The sequence below is a fragment of the Amphibacillus jilinensis Y1 genome (assembly GCF_000306965.1).
Taxonomy (GTDB): domain Bacteria; phylum Bacillota; class Bacilli; order Bacillales; family Amphibacillaceae; genus Amphibacillus_C; species Amphibacillus_C jilinensis.
In genome coordinates, this window is the sequence record NZ_JH976435.1 from 200,620 (window position 1) to 218,520 (window position 17,901).

The following is a 17,901-nucleotide window of genomic DNA, read 5'->3' on the forward strand; positions in this document are numbered from 1 at the left end:
TTATGAAAAAAATTGCCCCTTCAATCTTATCAGCTAATTTTGCCCAACTGGGTGAAGAAATAAAAGAGGTAGAACAGGCTGGCGCCGACTATATTCATGTAGATGTTATGGATGGCCACTTTGTGCCTAATATTACGATCGGACCATTAATTGTAGATGCGGTTCGTCCAGTGACGACATTACCATTAGATGTTCACTTAATGATTACTAACCCAGATCAGTATATTGATGCTTTTGTTGCAGCAGGGGCAGATATAATCTCTGTACATGTAGAAACGTGTAATCATTTACATCGTACAATTTTAGCAATAAAGGAGAAAGGGGTAAAGGCGGGATTAGTTATCAATCCTGCAACACCGATTGAGCTCGTTAAGCCGATTCTTCCGGAACTTGATTTACTATTATTTATGACTGTCAACCCTGGCTTTGGCGGACAAACGTTTATATCGTCAGTACTTGATAAAATTAAACAAGCAGATCAATGGCGTAAAGCACTTGGTTTAAATCTTGAATTTGAAGTGGATGGGGGAATAAACATCGATACCGCAAAGCAATGTGCAGATGTAGGTGTTGATGTGTTCGTAGCAGGGAGTGCTATTTTCAACGTTAATGATCGTTCGCAAGCTATTAAAGAACTTAGAAGTGTGATTATAGGAAATGCATGATATTAAACGCCTTGCAATCGTTGCTGGTGGACCAGACAAGAACATTCCAAATATTAGCCATTATAATAAAGAAATAGATTATTGGATTGGGTGCGATCGAGGAGCACTAACTATACTTAAACACCAGTTGCCTTTAAATTTGGCAATTGGTGATTTTGATTCCGTGACCGAACGAGAACGTGAACAGATACGAAGCTATGCTACTCGAACAGACATGTATCCGGTAGAGAAAGATTATAGTGACTTGGAGCTAGCTATTAAAGCAGCATATGCCTTAAATATAGAAGAAATCATATTATTTGGCGTAACTGGTGGAAGACTTGATCATGAACTCCTTGTTATTTTTATACTTGAAAAATACTTAATTGAGGGCGTTAAAATTAGCGTAATAGATCGACAGAATGAAATAACTGTCTATCTGCCCGGGCGCTATCGTCTTGAACAAGATGATCGTTATCCTAAGCTATCGTTTTTACCTATGTCAGAAGTTGTTCATAAACTTCATTTGGAAGGTTTTTATTATCCATTAACTAATGTTGATGTCAAACGAGGAGATTCTTTAACTTTATCAAATCATTTGATTGGTCAATATGGTTATTTTTCGTTTGACAATGGCATATTAATATTGATAAAGAGTAGTGAACAACTTAATGATTAAACAAGACATTCATTGAGGTGTTAGATAGGGTTAGGAGGGGTCACATGCGTTTTTATACGATAAAGCTCCCAAAATTTCTAGGAGGTATTGTCCGTTTTTTTGCAGGGGCAGCGCAAAGAAAAGACAAGAAAAAGTAACATAAACAGAAGAGCACCTTAATTTAAGGTGCTCTTCTGTTAAAAGTTATTATACACGTTCAACTTTACCTGACTTCAAGGCGCGGGCAGAAACATATACACGTTTAGGTTTACCATCTACCATAATGCGGACTTTTTGAACGTTTGCTTTCCATTGACGTTTATTTGCATTCATAGCGTGTGAACGGTTATTGCCAGCTTTAGTCTGACGTCCAGTTACAGCACATTTACGACTCATATTAATCCCTCCCAATTTACAACTATCTGATTTCATACTTATATAATTTATCATAGTTACAGCTTAAATGCAATCACTAGTTTCAGCGAGTAGTATGTACTTTTCTTATAGTACCACCTCAGCCGTAAAGCATAATTATAATCAATATGTAAGGGTTGACAGGCGTAGGCTTTTCGTCCATTGTAGAGGATAAGAATGGCGGGTGCGTTTTTCGATTGACTGACTACATCCATTAAAGCCTTTTCTATTTGATAAAAGTATTGTAAAATGTTTAATGGCTATTGATGTTTAGTTGAGGTTATAATACTTTTGACTATCCTTATAAATTTTAAATAATGCTAAAGAAAGATTGACTATCGAGGAGGCTAAAGATATGGCTATTGAGTTGACCACAAAAGATGGACGGGTTACGATCACAAACGAAGTGATTTCAACAGTTGCTGGTGGTGCTGCTATTGAATGCTATGGTATTATTGGTATGGCTTCAAAAAATCAATTAAAAGATGGCATTGCTGAAATTTTAAGAAAAGAAAATTTCTCTAAAGGTGTCGTTGTTCAGCAAGATGGAGATCAAGTATCGATTGATATGTATATCATTGTTAGCTATGGAACAAAGATATCTGAAATTGCTCACAATGTCCAATCACAAGTTAAATACACATTAGATAAAACATTAGGTTTGCCAATTAAAGCTGTAAATATTTATATTCAAGGGGTTCGTGTACAAGCCGAATAATAAACAGTGTCATTTGTGGCGCGTGTTCGTGAATGACAAGGGAGGAAGTAGCAGTGGTATTAACAAAAATAGAGGGTGAAAAGCTAGCAGAAATGATTCTACTAGGCGCTAATCACCTCTCTAATAACGCAGACATGATTGATGCACTAAATGTATTCCCTGTTCCGGATGGGGATACAGGAACAAATATGAATTTATCTATGACTTCAGGGGCTTCAGAAGTTAAAAAAGTAACTAACAATAATGTAGCTGAAGTAGCCAATGCATTTGCCAAAGGTTTATTAATGGGTGCGCGTGGTAACTCAGGAGTTATTTTATCGCAATTATTTCGTGGTTTCTCTAAAAGTGTGAGTGATTTAGAGATGTTGACACCTCAAGAATTTGCTAAAGCTTTGCAAAGTGGGGTGCGTACTGCATATAAGGCTGTTATTAAACCTGTAGAAGGGACAATTTTAACAGTCGCAAAAGATACAGCAAACGAAGCAGAACAATTTGCGACTCAAACCGATGATTTCATTGCATTTATGGAAGGTGTTGTTAAGGCGGCCAAGCAATCTTTAGAACGGACGCCAGATTTATTACCCGTTCTTAAAGAAGTTGGTGTTGTTGATAGTGGTGGGCAAGGTTTAGTCATTATATATGAAGCATTTTTAGCTTCTCTAAAAGGGGAAGCTTTGCCGGAAACCGATACAGAGACTGCACCAATGGATGATATGGTAAGTGCTGAGCATCATAAATCCAATCAAGATTACCTCAATACCGAAGATATTGAGTTTGGTTATTGCACAGAATTTATGGTTAAATTTGAAGCTGATAAATTGGAGGCTCAGCCTTATGATGAAGCAGCTTTTCGTGAAGAGTTGGGTGAATTAGGTGACTCATTATTGGTTGTTTCAGATGAGGATTTTGTTCGTGTCCATGTTCATGTGGAGTATCCAGGTGAAGCATTGAATCTTGCTCAAAGGTTTGGAAGTTTCGTTCAACTGAAGGTTGAAAATATGCGTGAGCAACATTCTTCTATTGTTGGAGAGAGTGAAGTTAAAAAAGACAAGCCAAAATCCGATTATGGAATTGTCGCCGTTGCTATGGGTTCAGGAATTGACGAGCTGTTAACAAGTCTAGGAACAACTGTTGTCATGCAAGGCGGACAAACCATGAATCCTAGCACTCAAGATATTACAGAAGCGATTGAAAAGGCACATGCAAAAAAAGTCATTATTCTACCAAATAATAAAAATATTATTATGGCAGCGGAGCAGGCTGCAGAATTAAGTGAGGCTGAAGTTGCGGTTATACCTACAAAAACGATACCTCAAGGTATGAGTGCGTTGTTAGTCTATAATCCAGACGCAAGCTTAGCTGAGAATTCTACAAACATGTCTGAGGCATGCCAGCGAGTTAAAACAGGTCAAATCACATATGCGGTTCGTGATACACAGATTGATGGTTTAACAATCGAGAACGGCAATTTTATGGGGCTTGCTGATGGGAAAATTAAAGCCACAGACCCTGATAAATTAGTAGCGACAAAACAATTACTTGATGAACTTATCGATGAAGGTGATGAAATTATCACTATTTTAGAAGGCGAAGATGCTACTGCACAAGAGACAGAGATGATCCAGTCATTTATAGAAGAGAACTATAAAGATATTGAGGTTGAGGTTCATAAAGGAAATCAACCGATCTACGCTTATATCTTTTCAGCTGAATAATATATTATTTTTCTGATACTTTAGGTGTTTCGGAGGCTCACTTCGAAACACTTTTTTGTATAAAACGAACCTTCAATCAGTGAGCGTTTTCGCTCTTCTACCATGAGCTCCCGTCCAAATAGATTTGCCTTATCCTCTATCTTGAGGCGGGTGTTTGACGGTCAGTTATCTGTGCTAAAAAAATAGCAGTTTATTTTTAACGAAAAGATAAGTCGATGAGATTCAGTTATAGCATATACAATGGGCTTTGATAGAATTTAGAGCCAGCTAAGTGTATACTAAATGCATACAACTTCGTTAATAGGGGTGATCAAATGGTAAAATTTAATTCAGTCTTTGATATAATTGGACCAGTTATGGTTGGACCATCAAGCTCTCATACAGCTGGTGCAGTTAAGATAGGGAATGCAGCAAGACATTTATATGGGAAAACACCAGAAAAGGCAAAGATTCACTTATATGGTTCTTTTGCAAAAACTTATCAAGGTCATGGTACCGATCTGGCTTTAATTGCTGGTCTGCTTGGTTTTGATACAAATGATCAACGTATACCTGACGCAGTGAGTGAAGCAAAGAAGGCGGGTTTGACATTTCAATTTGTTGAAGAGCATACAGCAACTGAACATCCTAACACGGTTAGAATAACGCTGGGAGATAGTCAAGAACAATTAGAATTGGTAGGTGTCTCAATTGGTGGAGGGAAAATCGAAATTATTGAGTTAAATGGTTTTGAACTTCACTTGTCTGGAAATTATCCAGCAATATTAATTATGCATAATGACCGCTTTGGGGCGATAGCTTCAGTAACTAAGATTTTAGCCAAACATGAAATTAACATTGGTAGAATGGAAGTAAACCGTAAGGACGTTGGCAAAGAAGCACTTATGACGATTGAATTGGACCAAAATATTGAGAGCGATGTAGAGCAAGAGCTACAGTTAGCTAAACATATTCTGAAAATTGTAAAGGTCGTTAACTAATAGATAAATACGTGGAGGGAACAAGATGTTTCGTACAGTAGCAGAGCTTGTGGCACAAGCAGAAGAAAATAATATTAGTCTTGCGGAAGTGATGATCCAGCAAGAAATGGACATTTATGATTTATCTCGACAGGACATTATTGATCGAATGGATCGAAATTTAACCGTAATGGAAGAGGCGGTCGAGCGTGGACTTTCGGGAGTAGAATCACATTCTGGCTTAACAGGCGGGGATGCAGTATTACTTCAACATTACATGAAAAATAGTCAGCCCTTATCTGGTCCATTGCTTTTAGATGCAGTTAGCAAAGCTGTTGCCACAAATGAAGTTAATGCGGCGATGGGTGTTGTTTGTGCTACACCTACTGCTGGTAGTGCTGGTTGTGTACCTGGTGCTTTATTTGCGGTTAAAGAAAAGTTGAACCCAACAAGAGAAGAAATGATTAACTTTTTATTTACCTCGGGGGCTTTTGGTTTTGTTGTCGCTAATAACGCGTTTATTTCCGGTGCGGCAGGTGGATGCCAAGCAGAAGTCGGTTCAGCCGCCGCGATGGCATCAGCAGCTGTGGTTGAAATGGCTCAAGGTACACCTGAGCAAAGTGCCCATGCTTTTGCCATTACATTAAAAAATATGCTTGGCCTTGTTTGTGATCCAGTAGCCGGATTGGTAGAAGTGCCGTGTGTAAAGCGAAATGCAACAGGTGCCGCTAACGCTATTGTGTCAGCTGATATGGCATTAGCAGGAGTGAAAAGCAAAATACCTTGTGATGAAGTTATCGGCGCCATGTACCGTATTGGCAAACAAATGCCAACTGCATTAAAAGAAACAGCAGAAGGTGGTTTAGCAGCAACACCGACAGGGAAAGCACTTGCGGCTCAATTGTTTAATAAGCAAGGGGGAAGTGTAAGCGGTGAAGGATAGGTTAGTGACAGAATTAACAGGGGTTGGACAAGCAATGGCTGATAAGTTAGCATTGCTTGATGTGTACACCATTGAAGATGTCTTAAATACATTTCCATCACGTTATGATCATGATCAAGTAACGCCATTAGCAACATTAGTCAATCAACAAAAAGCAACGATAGAAGGTGTGATAATAAGTGAAGCGGTCGTTACATACTACGGCAAAAAAAAATCGCGTCTCACTGTTGCGATACAGGTTGACACTGTTGTGGTTAAAGGCGTTATGTTTAACCGTCCTTTCGCTAAAAAGCACTTAGTCGTTGGTGAAACGGTTACCTTTACAGGAAAGTGGGATCAGCACCGTCAACAATTGACGATTGAGCGCTATCGAGTCGGCGATCAAAACGACACGCAAGCGATACAGCCAATTTACTTGCTTAAGCAAGTTGTAAAAACTTCACAATTCAAAAAAATCGTTCAGCAAGCAATTGATAGCTATATTGGTGATATTGAAGAAATATTACCACCTCAATTTTTAAATGACTATAAGCTGTTAGATCGTGCTACAGCCATTAAGCAAATCCACTTTCCAGATGATTTTAATTATCTTAAACAAGCCAAACGCCGACTTATATATGAAGAAATTTTACTATTTCAATTAAAGATGCAAGCTTTTCGTAAATATAATCGAGAACGCACACAAGGTAAGGCGCACTGTTTTAAGGAAGAGAAAGTGGCTACATTTATTAATCAGTTGCCTTTCCAATTAACAGAAGCACAACAAAATGCGTGGCAAGAGATTCAATATGATTTGCGTTCACCTTATCGTATGCATCGCCTCCTCCAAGGGGATGTTGGATCGGGAAAAACCGCCGTGGCAGCTATAGCCATGTATGCGATCATTAATGCAAATAAACAAGCAGCATTAATGGTGCCAACTGAAATTCTCGCTGAACAGCATCTGCAATCATTGCAAGCATTATTTCGTGATGGCGGACGGATCGAATTGCTAACTGGATCAATTAAAGGGAAGAAGAGAGAGCAATTATTAAGCGACCTTCAACAAGGGCAAATTAATATTATTATTGGTACACATGCTCTGATTCAAAATGATGTCGATTTCTATAACCTTGGTCTAGTTATTGTTGACGAACAACATCGTTTTGGCGTGAATCAAAGAAAAATATTAAGGGAGAAAGGTTTCGATCCTGATGTGCTGTTCATGACAGCAACACCCATTCCAAGAACATTGGCAATAACTAGTTATGGTGACATGGATGTGTCAGTTATTGATCAAATGCCGATAGGACGAAAAACGATTGATACGTTTTGGGTTAAAGAATCAATGTTACCACGGATTTTAACCTTCATTGAAAAGGAAGTAGCAAGTGGCCATCAAGCCTATGTCATCACCCCATTAATTGAAGAATCGGATAAGCTAGATATTCAAAATGCAGTTGATTTATACCAACGTCTAGAAGTCACCCTATCTGAGCAAACTAAAATAGGCTTGTTGCACGGACGCTTAACAAATGATGAGAAAGAACAAGTCATGTCACGTTTTGCTCAAAATGACATACAAGTTTTGGTGGCAACAACTGTGGTGGAAGTTGGTGTTAATGTACCGAATGCAACGGTAATGGTAATCTACGATGCTGAGCGATTTGGGCTTTCTCAATTACACCAATTAAGAGGGCGTGTTGGTCGGGGCGATGCTCAAAGCTATTGTATTTTAATTGCTGATCCACAAGGTGAGACTGGAAAAGAGCGTATGCGTATTATGACGGAAACAACCAACGGTTTTGAGCTTGCTGAACATGATTTGAAGTTAAGAGGCCCTGGTGATTTCTTTGGCAAGAAACAAAGTGGCCTACCAGAGTTTAAACTAGCTGACTTGATTCATGACTACCGTACGTTAGAAACAGCTAGACAAGATGCACAAACGATTATATTTGAAGAACGTTTAACTAATGATCCTGACTATCATCGACTCAAAGACTATGTTGACAAATGTTTGCACGAACATATTAGTGGGTTTGATTAAGATTGGGGTTGCAAATTTTTAAATAGTCAGCTATATTACTATTAGTACCTAGTCATAGGATGTAATAAAAGACTGAAGTTTACATAGGTGGTGCAAGTATGAGATTACCGAAAAAAATACGTCAAGAACAATTAAAAGCAAAGATTGAAGAAACGCCTTTTATAACAGATGAAGCACTGGCAGAAGCATTTTCAGTTAGTATTCAAACGATTCGTTTGGACCGTATGGAGTTGTCGATACCAGAATTACGAGAACGGATAAAGTCGGTAGCAACTGATCAATGGAATGAGACGGTAAAGGCATTGCCTATTGATGATGTTATAGGTGAAATTATTGATCTGGAGTTAGATCATCGTGCCATTTCGATTATGGATATTACAGTAGATCATATTTTTTCAAGAAATAATATTGCTCGAGGGCACCACCTTTTTGCTCAAGCAAATTCTTTGGCTGTTGCGGTTATAGACGATGAATTGGCACTAACAGAAAGAGCAGAGATTAAATTTTCACGGCAAGTTAAACAAGGTGAACGCGTAATAGCTAAAGCTCATGTTGCGTCAATTGAAAGAAATAGTCGTACATCTGTAACTGTAGAGAGTTATGTTGACAATGAGCTTGTTTTCTCTGGACGTTTTATAATGTATCGTTCTAATGATAAATAAGGAGGAGAAGTAAAATGAAAGTCGTTATTGACGCGATGGGTGGAGATCATGCACCTCAAGCAATTGTAGAAGGCGCACTACTAGCTGTTGAGGCTATTCAGAATCTTGAGATCACTTTGGTTGGTGATCAAGAAAAAATTGCTCCTTATTTAACTAATGATCGCAATATATCAGTTATACATACGACTTCAGTCATTACCGGAGAAGATGAACCTGTCCGTGCGGTAAGGAAAAAGAAAGATGCTTCGCTCGTTTTGATGGCAAAAGAAGTTAAAGAGGGTAGAGCAGATGCTTGCATATCAGCAGGCAATACGGGTGCGTTAATGAGTGCTGGATTATTTCAAGTTGGTCGCATAAAAGGGATTGAGCGACCAGCATTAAGTCCTACCCTACCAACGATTGACCAACAAGGATTTGTACTTTTGGACGTTGGTGCCAATGTTGATGCAAAACCGAAGCATTTGTTACAATATGGCATTATGGGTTCGATATATAGTGAGAAGGTGCGAGGTGTATCCCGTCCACGTGTCGGTCTATTAAATGTTGGAACAGAAGAGGGTAAAGGAAATGAATTAACGAAGCAAGCGTTTGAATTATTGCAAGATGCACCGATTCATTTTATCGGTAACATTGAAGCCCGTGATTTATTGGATGGTGCGGCTGATGTTGTGGTAACTGATGGGTTTAGTGGTAATATTGCTTTAAAAACAATTGAGGGAACAGCCCTAACCATGTTTAAAATGTTAAAACAAACCATGCTGTCATCATTAAAGACAAAGTTAGCAGCAAGTGTACTTAAACCTGATTTAAAACAATTAAAAAATCAACTAGATTATGCTGAATACGGAGGAGCTGGTCTGTTCGGATTAGCAGCGCCAGTAATCAAAGCACACGGCTCATCCAATGCCCGAGCGATTTTCAGTGCAATTAAACAAGCACAACATATGGTCGAGTTTCAGGTGACAGAAACGATTGAGAAGACTATCGCAACAATGAACAAAGCAGAGGAGGAATAAGATGAAGCGAGTAGCTTTTGTTTTTCCAGGACAAGGGTCACAACAAGTTGGAATGGGCGAACTATTTTTGGCCGAAAGTCAACAAGCCCGGTCTTTGTTTAAACAAGCGGATCAAATATTAGGCTTTCCAATATCAACAATGATTAGCGAAGGGCCAACAGAATCATTAACGGAAACGAAATATGCTCAACCTGCCCTATTATTAGTAAGTACAATGATTTTAGAACGATTAACCGAGGCGGGTGTTACCCCAACGGTCGTTGCAGGGCATAGCCTTGGTGAATACAGTGCTCTGGTCGCTGCAAATGTATTGACATTTGAGCAGGCGATACAGCTTGTTCATCAACGGGGGAAACTAATGGAGAGTGCTGATCCCGAAGGACAAGGCGGAATGGCGGCTGTGCTAGGTTTAGATAAGCAGGTCATTGAAGAGCAGTTATCATCAATTGCAGAAACAGTTGAATTGGCTAATATTAATTGCCCTGGACAAATTGTTATTTCTGGTACTAAAACAGGCATTGATGCAGCTGTTAAGCTATTAAAAGATGCAGGTGCCAAGCGAGTTATTCCTCTCAATGTGAGTGGACCTTTCCACTCTTCCTTAATGCAACCTGTTGCGGATGATTATGAAAAACTTCTTACACCGATCCAATTTAAGGATGCCGATGTTTCAATCTACACCAATGTGACAGCTGAGAAGGTAACAGATGCTGAAGTGATAAAGTCTTTGCTTGTTGAGCAATTATATTCGCCAGTTAGATTTCATGAAATTATTGATCAATTAGTGGCTGAACAGCTTGATGCAATTGTTGAAGTGGGTAATGGCAAGGTATTAAGTGGGTTAGTAAAAAAAGTATCACGTCGTGCTAAAGTTTTTTCTGTACAGGACCCAGCATCGTTTCAAGACTTTATCAACTGGTACAAAGGAGAGGGAAATAATGACAAGTAAAGTTGCACTAGTTACGGGTGCCTCACGAGGTATTGGTCGTGCTATTGCGTTGGATCTAGCTGAACGTGGTTATCACGTCGCTATCAATTACGCAGGTAATGAAGAGAAGGCTAATAACGTTGTTGCAGAGATTACTGCAAAAGGATCTCAAGCATTTGCTTATAAAGCAAATGTATCTGATGAGCTAGAAGTCAAAGCAATGATAAAAAAGGTGATCGAAACCTTTGGTAGGATAGATGTTTTAGTCAATAATGCTGGTATTACTCGGGATAATTTATTAATGCGCATGAAAACAGAAGAATTTGATCAAGTTATTGATACTAATTTAAAAGGTGTTTTCTTATGTATGAAAGCTGTCACGCGTCAGATGATGAAACAAAAACAAGGAAGAATAATAAATATCTCTTCTGTTGTAGGGATAAGCGGTAATCCAGGTCAAGCCAACTATGTAGCAGCTAAAGCTGGTGTAATTGGTATGACTAAAACTGCTGCAAAAGAGTTGGCTCCGCGAAATATTTTAGTTAACGCCATTGCACCAGGATTTATTACAACAGATATGACAGATGAACTAAATGACGAATTGAAGGCACAGTTGCTGGCACTTATCCCTTTACAAAGATTAGGAAAAGCAGAAGATGTCGCACATGCAGTAGGGTTTTTAGCGTCTGATCAGGCAAACTATATTACTGGTCAAACCTTGCAAATTGATGGTGGAATGGCTATGTAACGAAAATGTCGATCTTGAAAGGAGGTGAAAGGAATGGCAGATACGTTTGATCGTGTTAAGAAGATTGTTGTTGATCGCCTTGATGTAGAAGAAGATAAAGTGACGATGGAAGCGTCATTTAAAGACGATTTAGAAGCTGATTCATTAGACGTCGTAGAACTTGTTATGGAACTAGAAGATGAGTTTGATACGGAGATTGCTGATGAGGAAGCGGAAAAAATTGAAACAGTAGGCGATGCTGTTAAGTACATAGACAGCCAAGCTTAATAAATGATGAATAAGGTCTCGTAAATAATACGAGACCTTTGCATTCTACATTAGGAAAGTATAAAATTTAATAGAGAAGTTAGCAAGCGATCCTTTCAATTTTTTAAAGTGTCAAGTGTAAAAATCCATTTGCAATAGGACGAACGAATGCAAGCTTTTCTGATTAAAATAAACGAAAGATATGGGAGGAAAAGGAGGTGTAAAGTGATGAATTTTAAGCCACTGCAAGAATCTTTAGGTATTACCTTTGAAAATGAACAAATTTTAATCCAAGCTTTTACCCATTCTTCTTATGTTAATGAGCATAAAAATCGCATCCATCAGGATAATGAGCGTTTAGAGTTCCTAGGTGACGCTGTGCTTGAATTAGGTATTTCTCAATATTTGTACCGTACATACCCTGACAAAGCTGAGGGGGAATTGACGAAGTTGCGTGCATCGATTGTATGTGAACCGGCCCTTGTTAAGTTTGCCACCGATCTTAATTTTGATCGATATGTACTGCTAGGTAAAGGTGAAGAGCGAACAGGTGGACGAAGACGCCCGGCTTTATTAGCTGATGTCTTTGAAGCTTTTATTGGTGCATTATACTTAGACCAAGGTTTTGAAGTGGTTGTTAGCTTTTTGAAACGGTATGTTTACCCGAAAGTTAAGCAAGGTGCTTTCTCACATGCGATGGATTATAAAAGCCAGTTACAAGAATTAATTCAGCAAAATAAACATGCTGTGATTGATTATGAAATTATAGCTGAACATGGGCCAGCTCATGACCGTGAATTTGTAGCACATGTAAGAATAAACCAGGAAGTAGAAGGAATTGGACGAGGTCGTACGAAGAAAGAAGCTGAGCAACGAGCAGCTAAAAAAGCATTAGACAACCAAAAATTACCATCATAATTGGGCGTTGGCTCGTTTTTATGAAATGAATTCGTAAAAACAAGCCAACGGTTACGACGTTTGATAAAGAAATATTTTGACTAGATAAGCGTTCGTAAAACGTCCGTCTCGAAATTGAGAGGCAGGTGCTAACGGACGCTAATGTCCTGATTTACGCAACGAACGATCAGTAGGCGGGTAAGATCGTAGACTAAAGAAGGATTCCAGACTAAGGCTGCCACGTCCTGTGGCGACGTCTGCATGATCTACTTCCTGTAGTCCTCCTCCGAAGATTGAAGGTTCGTTCTATTTCCGAATCGTCGATAACTCCTCAATAAAGGCTTGGGTTTCAGAAACACTTAAACTGTCTTTAGTCATTAAATGATCATATAACCATTTTAGATCATCGTATTTCTCTAAGTTATAATCTTCTGGATCGAATAATGTGGTATTCACTACAGCTAACTTTGTTCCCATTTCCTTTAATATATACGCTAAATTTTTTTGATTAGCAATTGATAAATCCAATCAGCATCCTCCTTTTCAATCAAATCTTCTAACCTGTCTCTCTTTATGATAAAATAAATAAGTTGAAATAGAAAGAGAAGAGCAAATTTTAATATGATTGCTGGGGACATTTTTTGCCACTAGCACATCATAGATGTTTTTAAGGTGAAAGTTATTAAACGGAATAGGTGAAAGCTATGTTTCTTAAAAAATTAGAATCTGTTGGATTTAAATCGTTTGCAGAACGGATATCTGTAGACTTCGTACCTGGTGTAACAGCTGTTGTTGGACCTAACGGAAGTGGTAAGAGTAATGTTACTGACGCGATACGTTGGGTGCTTGGCGAGCAATCTGCCAAGTCTTTACGTGGATCTAAAATGGAAGATATAATCTTTCAGGGCAGTGATACACGAAAACCGTTAAATGTTGCAGAAGTTACGCTTGTACTTGATAATGCGTCGAGGAAACTACCCATTGATTATCAAGAAGTCAATGTAACAAGACGTGTTTATCGTTCTGGAGAAAGTGAGTTCTTTTTAAATAAGCAGCCATGTCGGTTAAAAGATATTATCGACTTATTTTTAGATTCTGGTCTTGGTCGAGAGGCCTTCTCTATTATTAGCCAAGGCAAGGTTGAAGAAATATTGAGCTCTAAAGCTGAAGAACGCCGTACGATCTTTGAAGAAGCAGCGGGTGTCTTAAAATATAAACAGCGAAAGAAAAAAGCAGAATATAAATTAGCAGAAACCCAAGAAAATTTAAATCGTGTGGAAGATATTATTTATGAGATTGAAACACAGTTAGAACCGTTAAAACAACAAGCTTCGTTAGCAAAGGAGTATTTAGAGAAACAAGATCAGTTAACGGAAACGGAAGTTGCTTTAATTCGTACAGAAATTGAGATGTTACATAATGATTGGCAGCTTTATCTAAAGCAAATCGAAACATTTAAGGAACAAGAAGCTCAACTTTCTGTAGAGATTCAATCAGAAGCTGCTCAGGTGGAGCATGATCAATATCAGATTGAGCAAGTTGATCAAGCCATTGAAGGCTATCAACAGCAATTGCTGAGGTTAACTGAATCGATTGAAAAATTAACGGGCGAAAAGAATGTCATGCTCGAACGTGCAAAACACACTACTGAAAATAAAGAAAAATTAGAAAAACAATTAAAAGAGCGGTTGGAAGAACTTGAACAGTTAAAAACAGATCTGGATGACGAACAAGAAAAGCTTAATAAGGTGAAAGCTAATAAGGCATCTACTGTCAAAGAGCTAGAGCACCTAAAAGCAGACTTTAATCTAGACATTCATGATTTGGAAGAAAAGATAGAGTCATATAAAGCTGATTACATTGATTTACTTAATGAACAAGCAACGACTAAACATGCCATTCAAACGATCAGCCAACAACTTACGCAAATCGATCAACGCCAACAATCTTATGATGAGCAACGATCAGATCAGAAACATGTCTATCAGCAACTAGTAACAGAAAAAGAACACCTTAGTGAAGAGAGCGAACGTATAAATCAGAAGGTGACCGCGCTAGAGAAGGAGCTTACAGACAAACAACACTATATTGCTAACGAACAGTCATTATTAGATGATATGCACAATAAGCTCGAACAAGGTAACCGCCATATTGATAAATTGGCTTCGCGTAAGGAAATGCTTGAAGAAATGAAAGAAGATTTCCAAGGTTTTTATGGAGGCGTCAAATCAATCCTTAAGGCAAGAGAACAAGGGGAAATTGACGGTATTGAAGGTGCAGTTATTGAATTGATCGATATCCCTAAAGTATACCTATCCGCATTAGAAACAGCCTTAGGTGCTCAAGCACAACACGTTGTCGTAGCTAACGAAAAGGCAGGGCGACATGCGATTAGTTACTTGAAGCAATTTAATAAAGGACGTGCAACTTTTTTACCGCTTGATACGATGAAAGCTAAACAGATGGCAACTTCTACTTTACAGCGATTAACGAATCATCCAGGTTTTATTAAGATGGCGAATACAGCTGTAAATACAAAAACACGCTATCAAGTTATCATTGATCATTTGTTGGGTCATACTATTATGGCAAAAACGTTAAAAGATGCTAATGAACTTGCCCGTATCGTTGAACGACGTTATCGTGTCGTTACACTAGAGGGTGATATTGTTAATCCTGGTGGCTCAATGACTGGTGGTGCAAAAAAGAATACCAACCAATCGTTATTTGCAAGAGAGCAAGAAATTGAAGAGTTAACTGTAAAGCTAAAGGACTACCAAACAAGAACGAGTCAGTTTAAAGAGGAAGTCGTTAATAAAGAAGAACTGCTCGAACAACAACGTAGTGAACTGTTGGAGCTTGAAAAAAGTCGTGAAAGTTATCAAGATCAAATCCGTGAGCATAAAGGACAGCTGCAAAGTTGTCAAATTAAGCTCGCCCATTATCAAGAGCAATTAAAACGCTATGAACAGGATCAGGTACAAGAAGATGCTGAACGGACAAAATTATTAGAAGAAAAAACAGCAAAAGAACAAAAGTTAATGCAATTGCAAAGTGAAATTACGCATTTGCAAAAAGACACTGAAGCACTAGAAGAACGCAAACAAAACTTTGAACAAAACCGTGCGAGTGTTCAGAGTAAAGTACAAGCACTTGAAGTGAAATTAGCAGAGGAAAATAAAGAAGTCGGCTACCAAGCGGAGCGTGTCAAACAGCTTGTTGATAAAAGAACCGCATTAGAAACGAGCAAGGACCAACTTGAAACTGAATTGCAAACGATTAATGAATTAGAACAAGGTATTGATCAGATCGGAACGATTAATCTCAAACTAGAAAAAGAAGAAGCGGAAAAGCAGATAGTCACAAGCTCCATCCAAGATTGTCGAAAAAAACGCCTATCGTTAACAGAAACGTTATCTGAACGTGAAGATAAGCATCGTACCTTGCAAAATAAGCGCCAAGCGATTGTTGAACAACGGCAAAGTATTGAAGTGAAAGCCAATCGTTTGGATGTTGAATTGGAAAGTCGTTTGAAGCATTTACAAGAGGAATATCAGATGAGCTTTGAGAAAGCAAAAGAATTGTATGCTCAGGTTGAAAATATTAAACAATCGCGACAAGATGTTAAATTGCTTAAACGGTCAATTGAAGAATTAGGAACGATAAATTTAGGTGCGATTGATGAATATCAACGTATTGATGAGCGCTATCAATTTTTAACAGAGCAACAGACGGACTTAATTGAAGCAAAACAAACGTTATATGCTGTTATTTCTGAAATGGATGAAGAGATGGAAAGACGTTTTGAGCAAACATTTTCACAAATAAAAGAAGAGTTCGCGGTTGTTTTTAAACAATTATTTGGGGGCGGACATGCTGCATTAACACTAACAGATCCACAGCATTTATTAACGACAGGTGTGGATATTAAAGCACAACCACCCGGTAAGAAAGCTCAGCAGTTAGCGCTATTATCTGGTGGAGAGCGAGCTTTAACGGCAATTGCCCTGCTGTTTGCGATTTTACGCGTAAGACCTGTTCCTTTCTGTGTATTGGATGAAGTTGAAGCCGCATTAGATGAAGCAAATGTTGAGCGGTTTAGTCGATATTTAAAGATGTATAGTCAAGATACCCAATTTATCGTTATTACACATCGGAAAGGCACGATGGAAGGTGCTGATGTATTATATGGAGTGACTATGCAAGAGTCGGGCGTTTCACGCTTTGTCTCAGTTAAACTTGAAGAAACCAATGCATTACTTGAATCAAATTAAAAGGTGGATGTTATATGAGCTTTTTTAAAAAGTTAAAAGAAAAATTCTCCGCATCTGCGGAAAATGAAGAAGTATCTGATAAATATAAAACGGGTTTAGAAAAAACAAGAGCTTCATTTTCGACAAAATTAAATGATCTTATTGCCCGATATCGTAAAGTAGATGAAGATTTTTTCGAAGATTTAGAGGAAGTGTTAATATCGGCTGATGTGGGCGTTAATACAGTTATGGAATTAGTTGAAGAGTTAGAAATGGAAGCTAAACGTCAAAATATTAAAGATGCTATCGATTTAAAAGAGCTGATTTCAGAAAAATTAGTGGAGATTTATTCAGCAGGCGATTTCGCAGCAGAAGCTCCTCTGAATCTGCAGAACGATACTTTATCAGTTATACTATTTGTAGGTGTTAATGGTGTAGGTAAAACGACATCAATTGGTAAATTAGCTTACCAATTAAAACAAGAAGGAAAGAAAGTTCTGCTCGTAGCAGGTGATACATTTAGAGCAGGTGCAATTGAGCAGTTAGGTGTTTGGGGTGAACGGGTTGGCGTCGATGTTATTAAGCAACGAGAAGGTAGTGATCCTGCAGCGGTGATGTATGATGGTATTCAAGCTGCTCGATCACGTGGAGCAGATGTGTTGTTATGCGATACAGCAGGTAGATTACAAAATAAAGTCAATCTTATGAATGAGTTAAGTAAAGTCAAACGCGTCATTGAACGAGAAATACCTGGTGCTCCACATGATGTGCTGTTAGTTTTGGATGCCACGACAGGGCAAAATGCATTGAGTCAGGCTAAGACCTTTGCAGAAGCTACAGATGTTTCTGGTATTGTCCTTACTAAGCTGGATGGAACAGCAAAAGGCGGGATTGTATTAGCGATTCGTAAAGAATTAAATATCCCTGTGAAATTTGTAGGGCTTGGTGAACAAATGACAGATTTAGAAAAATTCGATCCAAATGCATTTGTATATGGGTTATTTGCAGATATGTTATGAGAACAATAGCCATTCAACTTGACAGATGGTAACGAAATCGTCTAGTATTTTCATG

18 protein-coding genes are annotated in these 17,901 nt (G+C 38.4%); 16 read left to right on the plus strand and 2 right to left on the minus strand.

Annotated elements, in window-relative coordinates; all coding sequences use genetic code 11:
* The first annotated feature begins 2 nt into the window (after positions 1-2).
* Genes rpe through spoVM form a run of 3 tightly spaced genes read left to right on the plus strand, consistent with a single transcriptional unit; the run spans position 3 to position 1,460 of the window.
* Positions 3-665 (plus strand): ribulose-phosphate 3-epimerase, encoded by a 663-nt coding sequence (gene rpe, locus B494_RS0107865; protein ID WP_017471842.1) that lies wholly within the window; start codon positions 3-5, stop codon positions 663-665.
* A complete protein-coding gene (locus B494_RS0107870; protein WP_017471843.1) occupies positions 658-1,323 on the plus strand; it encodes a thiamine diphosphokinase in 666 nt (221 codons plus the stop codon). Before rpe ends, B494_RS0107870 begins: the two co-directional genes overlap by 8 nt.
* 44 nt (positions 1,324-1,367) lie before the next feature.
* Complete coding sequence (gene spoVM, locus B494_RS21720; RefSeq protein WP_017471844.1) at positions 1,368-1,460, plus strand: stage V sporulation protein SpoVM; 93 nt, start codon at positions 1,368-1,370, stop codon at positions 1,458-1,460.
* Between the two features lie 49 nt (positions 1,461-1,509).
* On the opposite strand, the gene rpmB is transcribed toward spoVM, so the two are convergent.
* Entirely contained in the window at positions 1,510-1,698 is a 189-nt protein-coding gene (gene rpmB / locus B494_RS0107880) for a 50S ribosomal protein L28 (protein WP_017471845.1), read from the minus strand.
* Between the two features lie 373 nt (positions 1,699-2,071).
* Here rpmB and B494_RS0107885 point away from each other — a divergent pair, with 373 nt between their 5' ends.
* The 11 genes from B494_RS0107885 to rnc all read left to right on the plus strand — a co-directional run bounded on the left by B494_RS0107885 (position 2,072) and on the right by rnc (position 12,595).
* Positions 2,072-2,434 (plus strand): Asp23/Gls24 family envelope stress response protein, encoded by a 363-nt coding sequence (locus B494_RS0107885; RefSeq protein ID WP_017471846.1) that lies wholly within the window; start codon positions 2,072-2,074, stop codon positions 2,432-2,434.
* Between the two features lie 53 nt (positions 2,435-2,487).
* On the plus strand, positions 2,488-4,149 hold the full coding sequence (locus B494_RS0107890; protein ID WP_017471847.1) for a DAK2 domain-containing protein: 1,662 nt from the start codon (positions 2,488-2,490) through the stop codon (positions 4,147-4,149).
* A gap of 314 nt (positions 4,150-4,463) precedes the next feature.
* Positions 4,464-5,129: an L-serine ammonia-lyase, iron-sulfur-dependent subunit beta gene (gene sdaAB, locus B494_RS0107895; protein WP_017471848.1), complete on the plus strand. Its 666-nt coding sequence runs from the start codon at positions 4,464-4,466 to the stop codon at positions 5,127-5,129.
* A gap of 25 nt (positions 5,130-5,154) precedes the next feature.
* Positions 5,155-6,051, plus strand: a complete 897-nt coding sequence (gene sdaAA, locus B494_RS0107900; RefSeq protein WP_017471849.1) for an L-serine ammonia-lyase, iron-sulfur-dependent, subunit alpha — start codon at positions 5,155-5,157, stop codon at positions 6,049-6,051.
* Positions 6,041-8,077 carry an ATP-dependent DNA helicase RecG gene (gene recG, locus B494_RS0107905; RefSeq protein ID WP_017471850.1) on the plus strand — a complete coding sequence of 679 codons (2,037 nt, stop codon included), beginning with the start codon at positions 6,041-6,043 and terminating at the stop codon, positions 8,075-8,077. The genes sdaAA and recG overlap by 11 nt, the downstream gene beginning before the upstream one ends.
* 98 nt (positions 8,078-8,175) lie before the next feature.
* The gene (fapR, locus tag B494_RS0107910) at positions 8,176-8,739 is read left to right on the plus strand and encodes a transcription factor FapR (protein WP_017471851.1); all 564 of its coding nucleotides are present in this window, start codon (positions 8,176-8,178) and stop codon (positions 8,737-8,739) included.
* Between the two features lie 14 nt (positions 8,740-8,753).
* Positions 8,754-9,755, plus strand: coding sequence for a phosphate acyltransferase PlsX (plsX, locus tag B494_RS0107915; protein ID WP_017471852.1), 1,002 nt, complete (start codon positions 8,754-8,756; stop codon positions 9,753-9,755).
* A 1-nt stretch (position 9,756) separates the two neighbouring features.
* The gene (gene fabD, locus B494_RS0107920; protein ID WP_017471853.1) at positions 9,757-10,704 is read left to right on the plus strand and encodes an ACP S-malonyltransferase; all 948 of its coding nucleotides are present in this window, start codon (positions 9,757-9,759) and stop codon (positions 10,702-10,704) included.
* Complete coding sequence (gene fabG / locus B494_RS0107925; RefSeq protein ID WP_017471854.1) at positions 10,694-11,431, plus strand: 3-oxoacyl-[acyl-carrier-protein] reductase; 738 nt, start codon at positions 10,694-10,696, stop codon at positions 11,429-11,431. Before fabD ends, fabG begins: the two co-directional genes overlap by 11 nt.
* Positions 11,432-11,464: 33 nt before the next feature.
* A complete protein-coding gene (locus B494_RS0107930; RefSeq protein WP_017471855.1) occupies positions 11,465-11,698 on the plus strand; it encodes an acyl carrier protein in 234 nt (77 codons plus the stop codon).
* Positions 11,699-11,905: 207 nt separating this feature from the next.
* The gene (gene rnc, locus B494_RS0107935) at positions 11,906-12,595 is read left to right on the plus strand and encodes a ribonuclease III (protein WP_017471856.1); all 690 of its coding nucleotides are present in this window, start codon (positions 11,906-11,908) and stop codon (positions 12,593-12,595) included.
* A gap of 285 nt (positions 12,596-12,880) precedes the next feature.
* Here the strand turns inward: rnc and B494_RS0107940 are convergent, their stop codons facing one another.
* The gene (locus B494_RS0107940) at positions 12,881-13,102 is read right to left on the minus strand and encodes a DUF1128 domain-containing protein (RefSeq protein ID WP_017471857.1); all 222 of its coding nucleotides are present in this window, start codon (positions 13,100-13,102) and stop codon (positions 12,881-12,883) included.
* 176 nt (positions 13,103-13,278) lie between these two features.
* Here B494_RS0107940 and smc point away from each other — a divergent pair, with 176 nt between their 5' ends.
* Both smc and ftsY read left to right on the plus strand, forming a co-directional pair.
* Positions 13,279-16,848, plus strand: coding sequence for a chromosome segregation protein SMC (gene smc, locus B494_RS0107945; protein WP_017471858.1), 3,570 nt, complete (start codon positions 13,279-13,281; stop codon positions 16,846-16,848).
* A gap of 14 nt (positions 16,849-16,862) precedes the next feature.
* The gene (gene ftsY / locus B494_RS0107950; protein ID WP_017471859.1) at positions 16,863-17,846 is read left to right on the plus strand and encodes a signal recognition particle-docking protein FtsY; all 984 of its coding nucleotides are present in this window, start codon (positions 16,863-16,865) and stop codon (positions 17,844-17,846) included.
* The last annotated feature ends 55 nt before the right edge of the window (positions 17,847-17,901 follow it).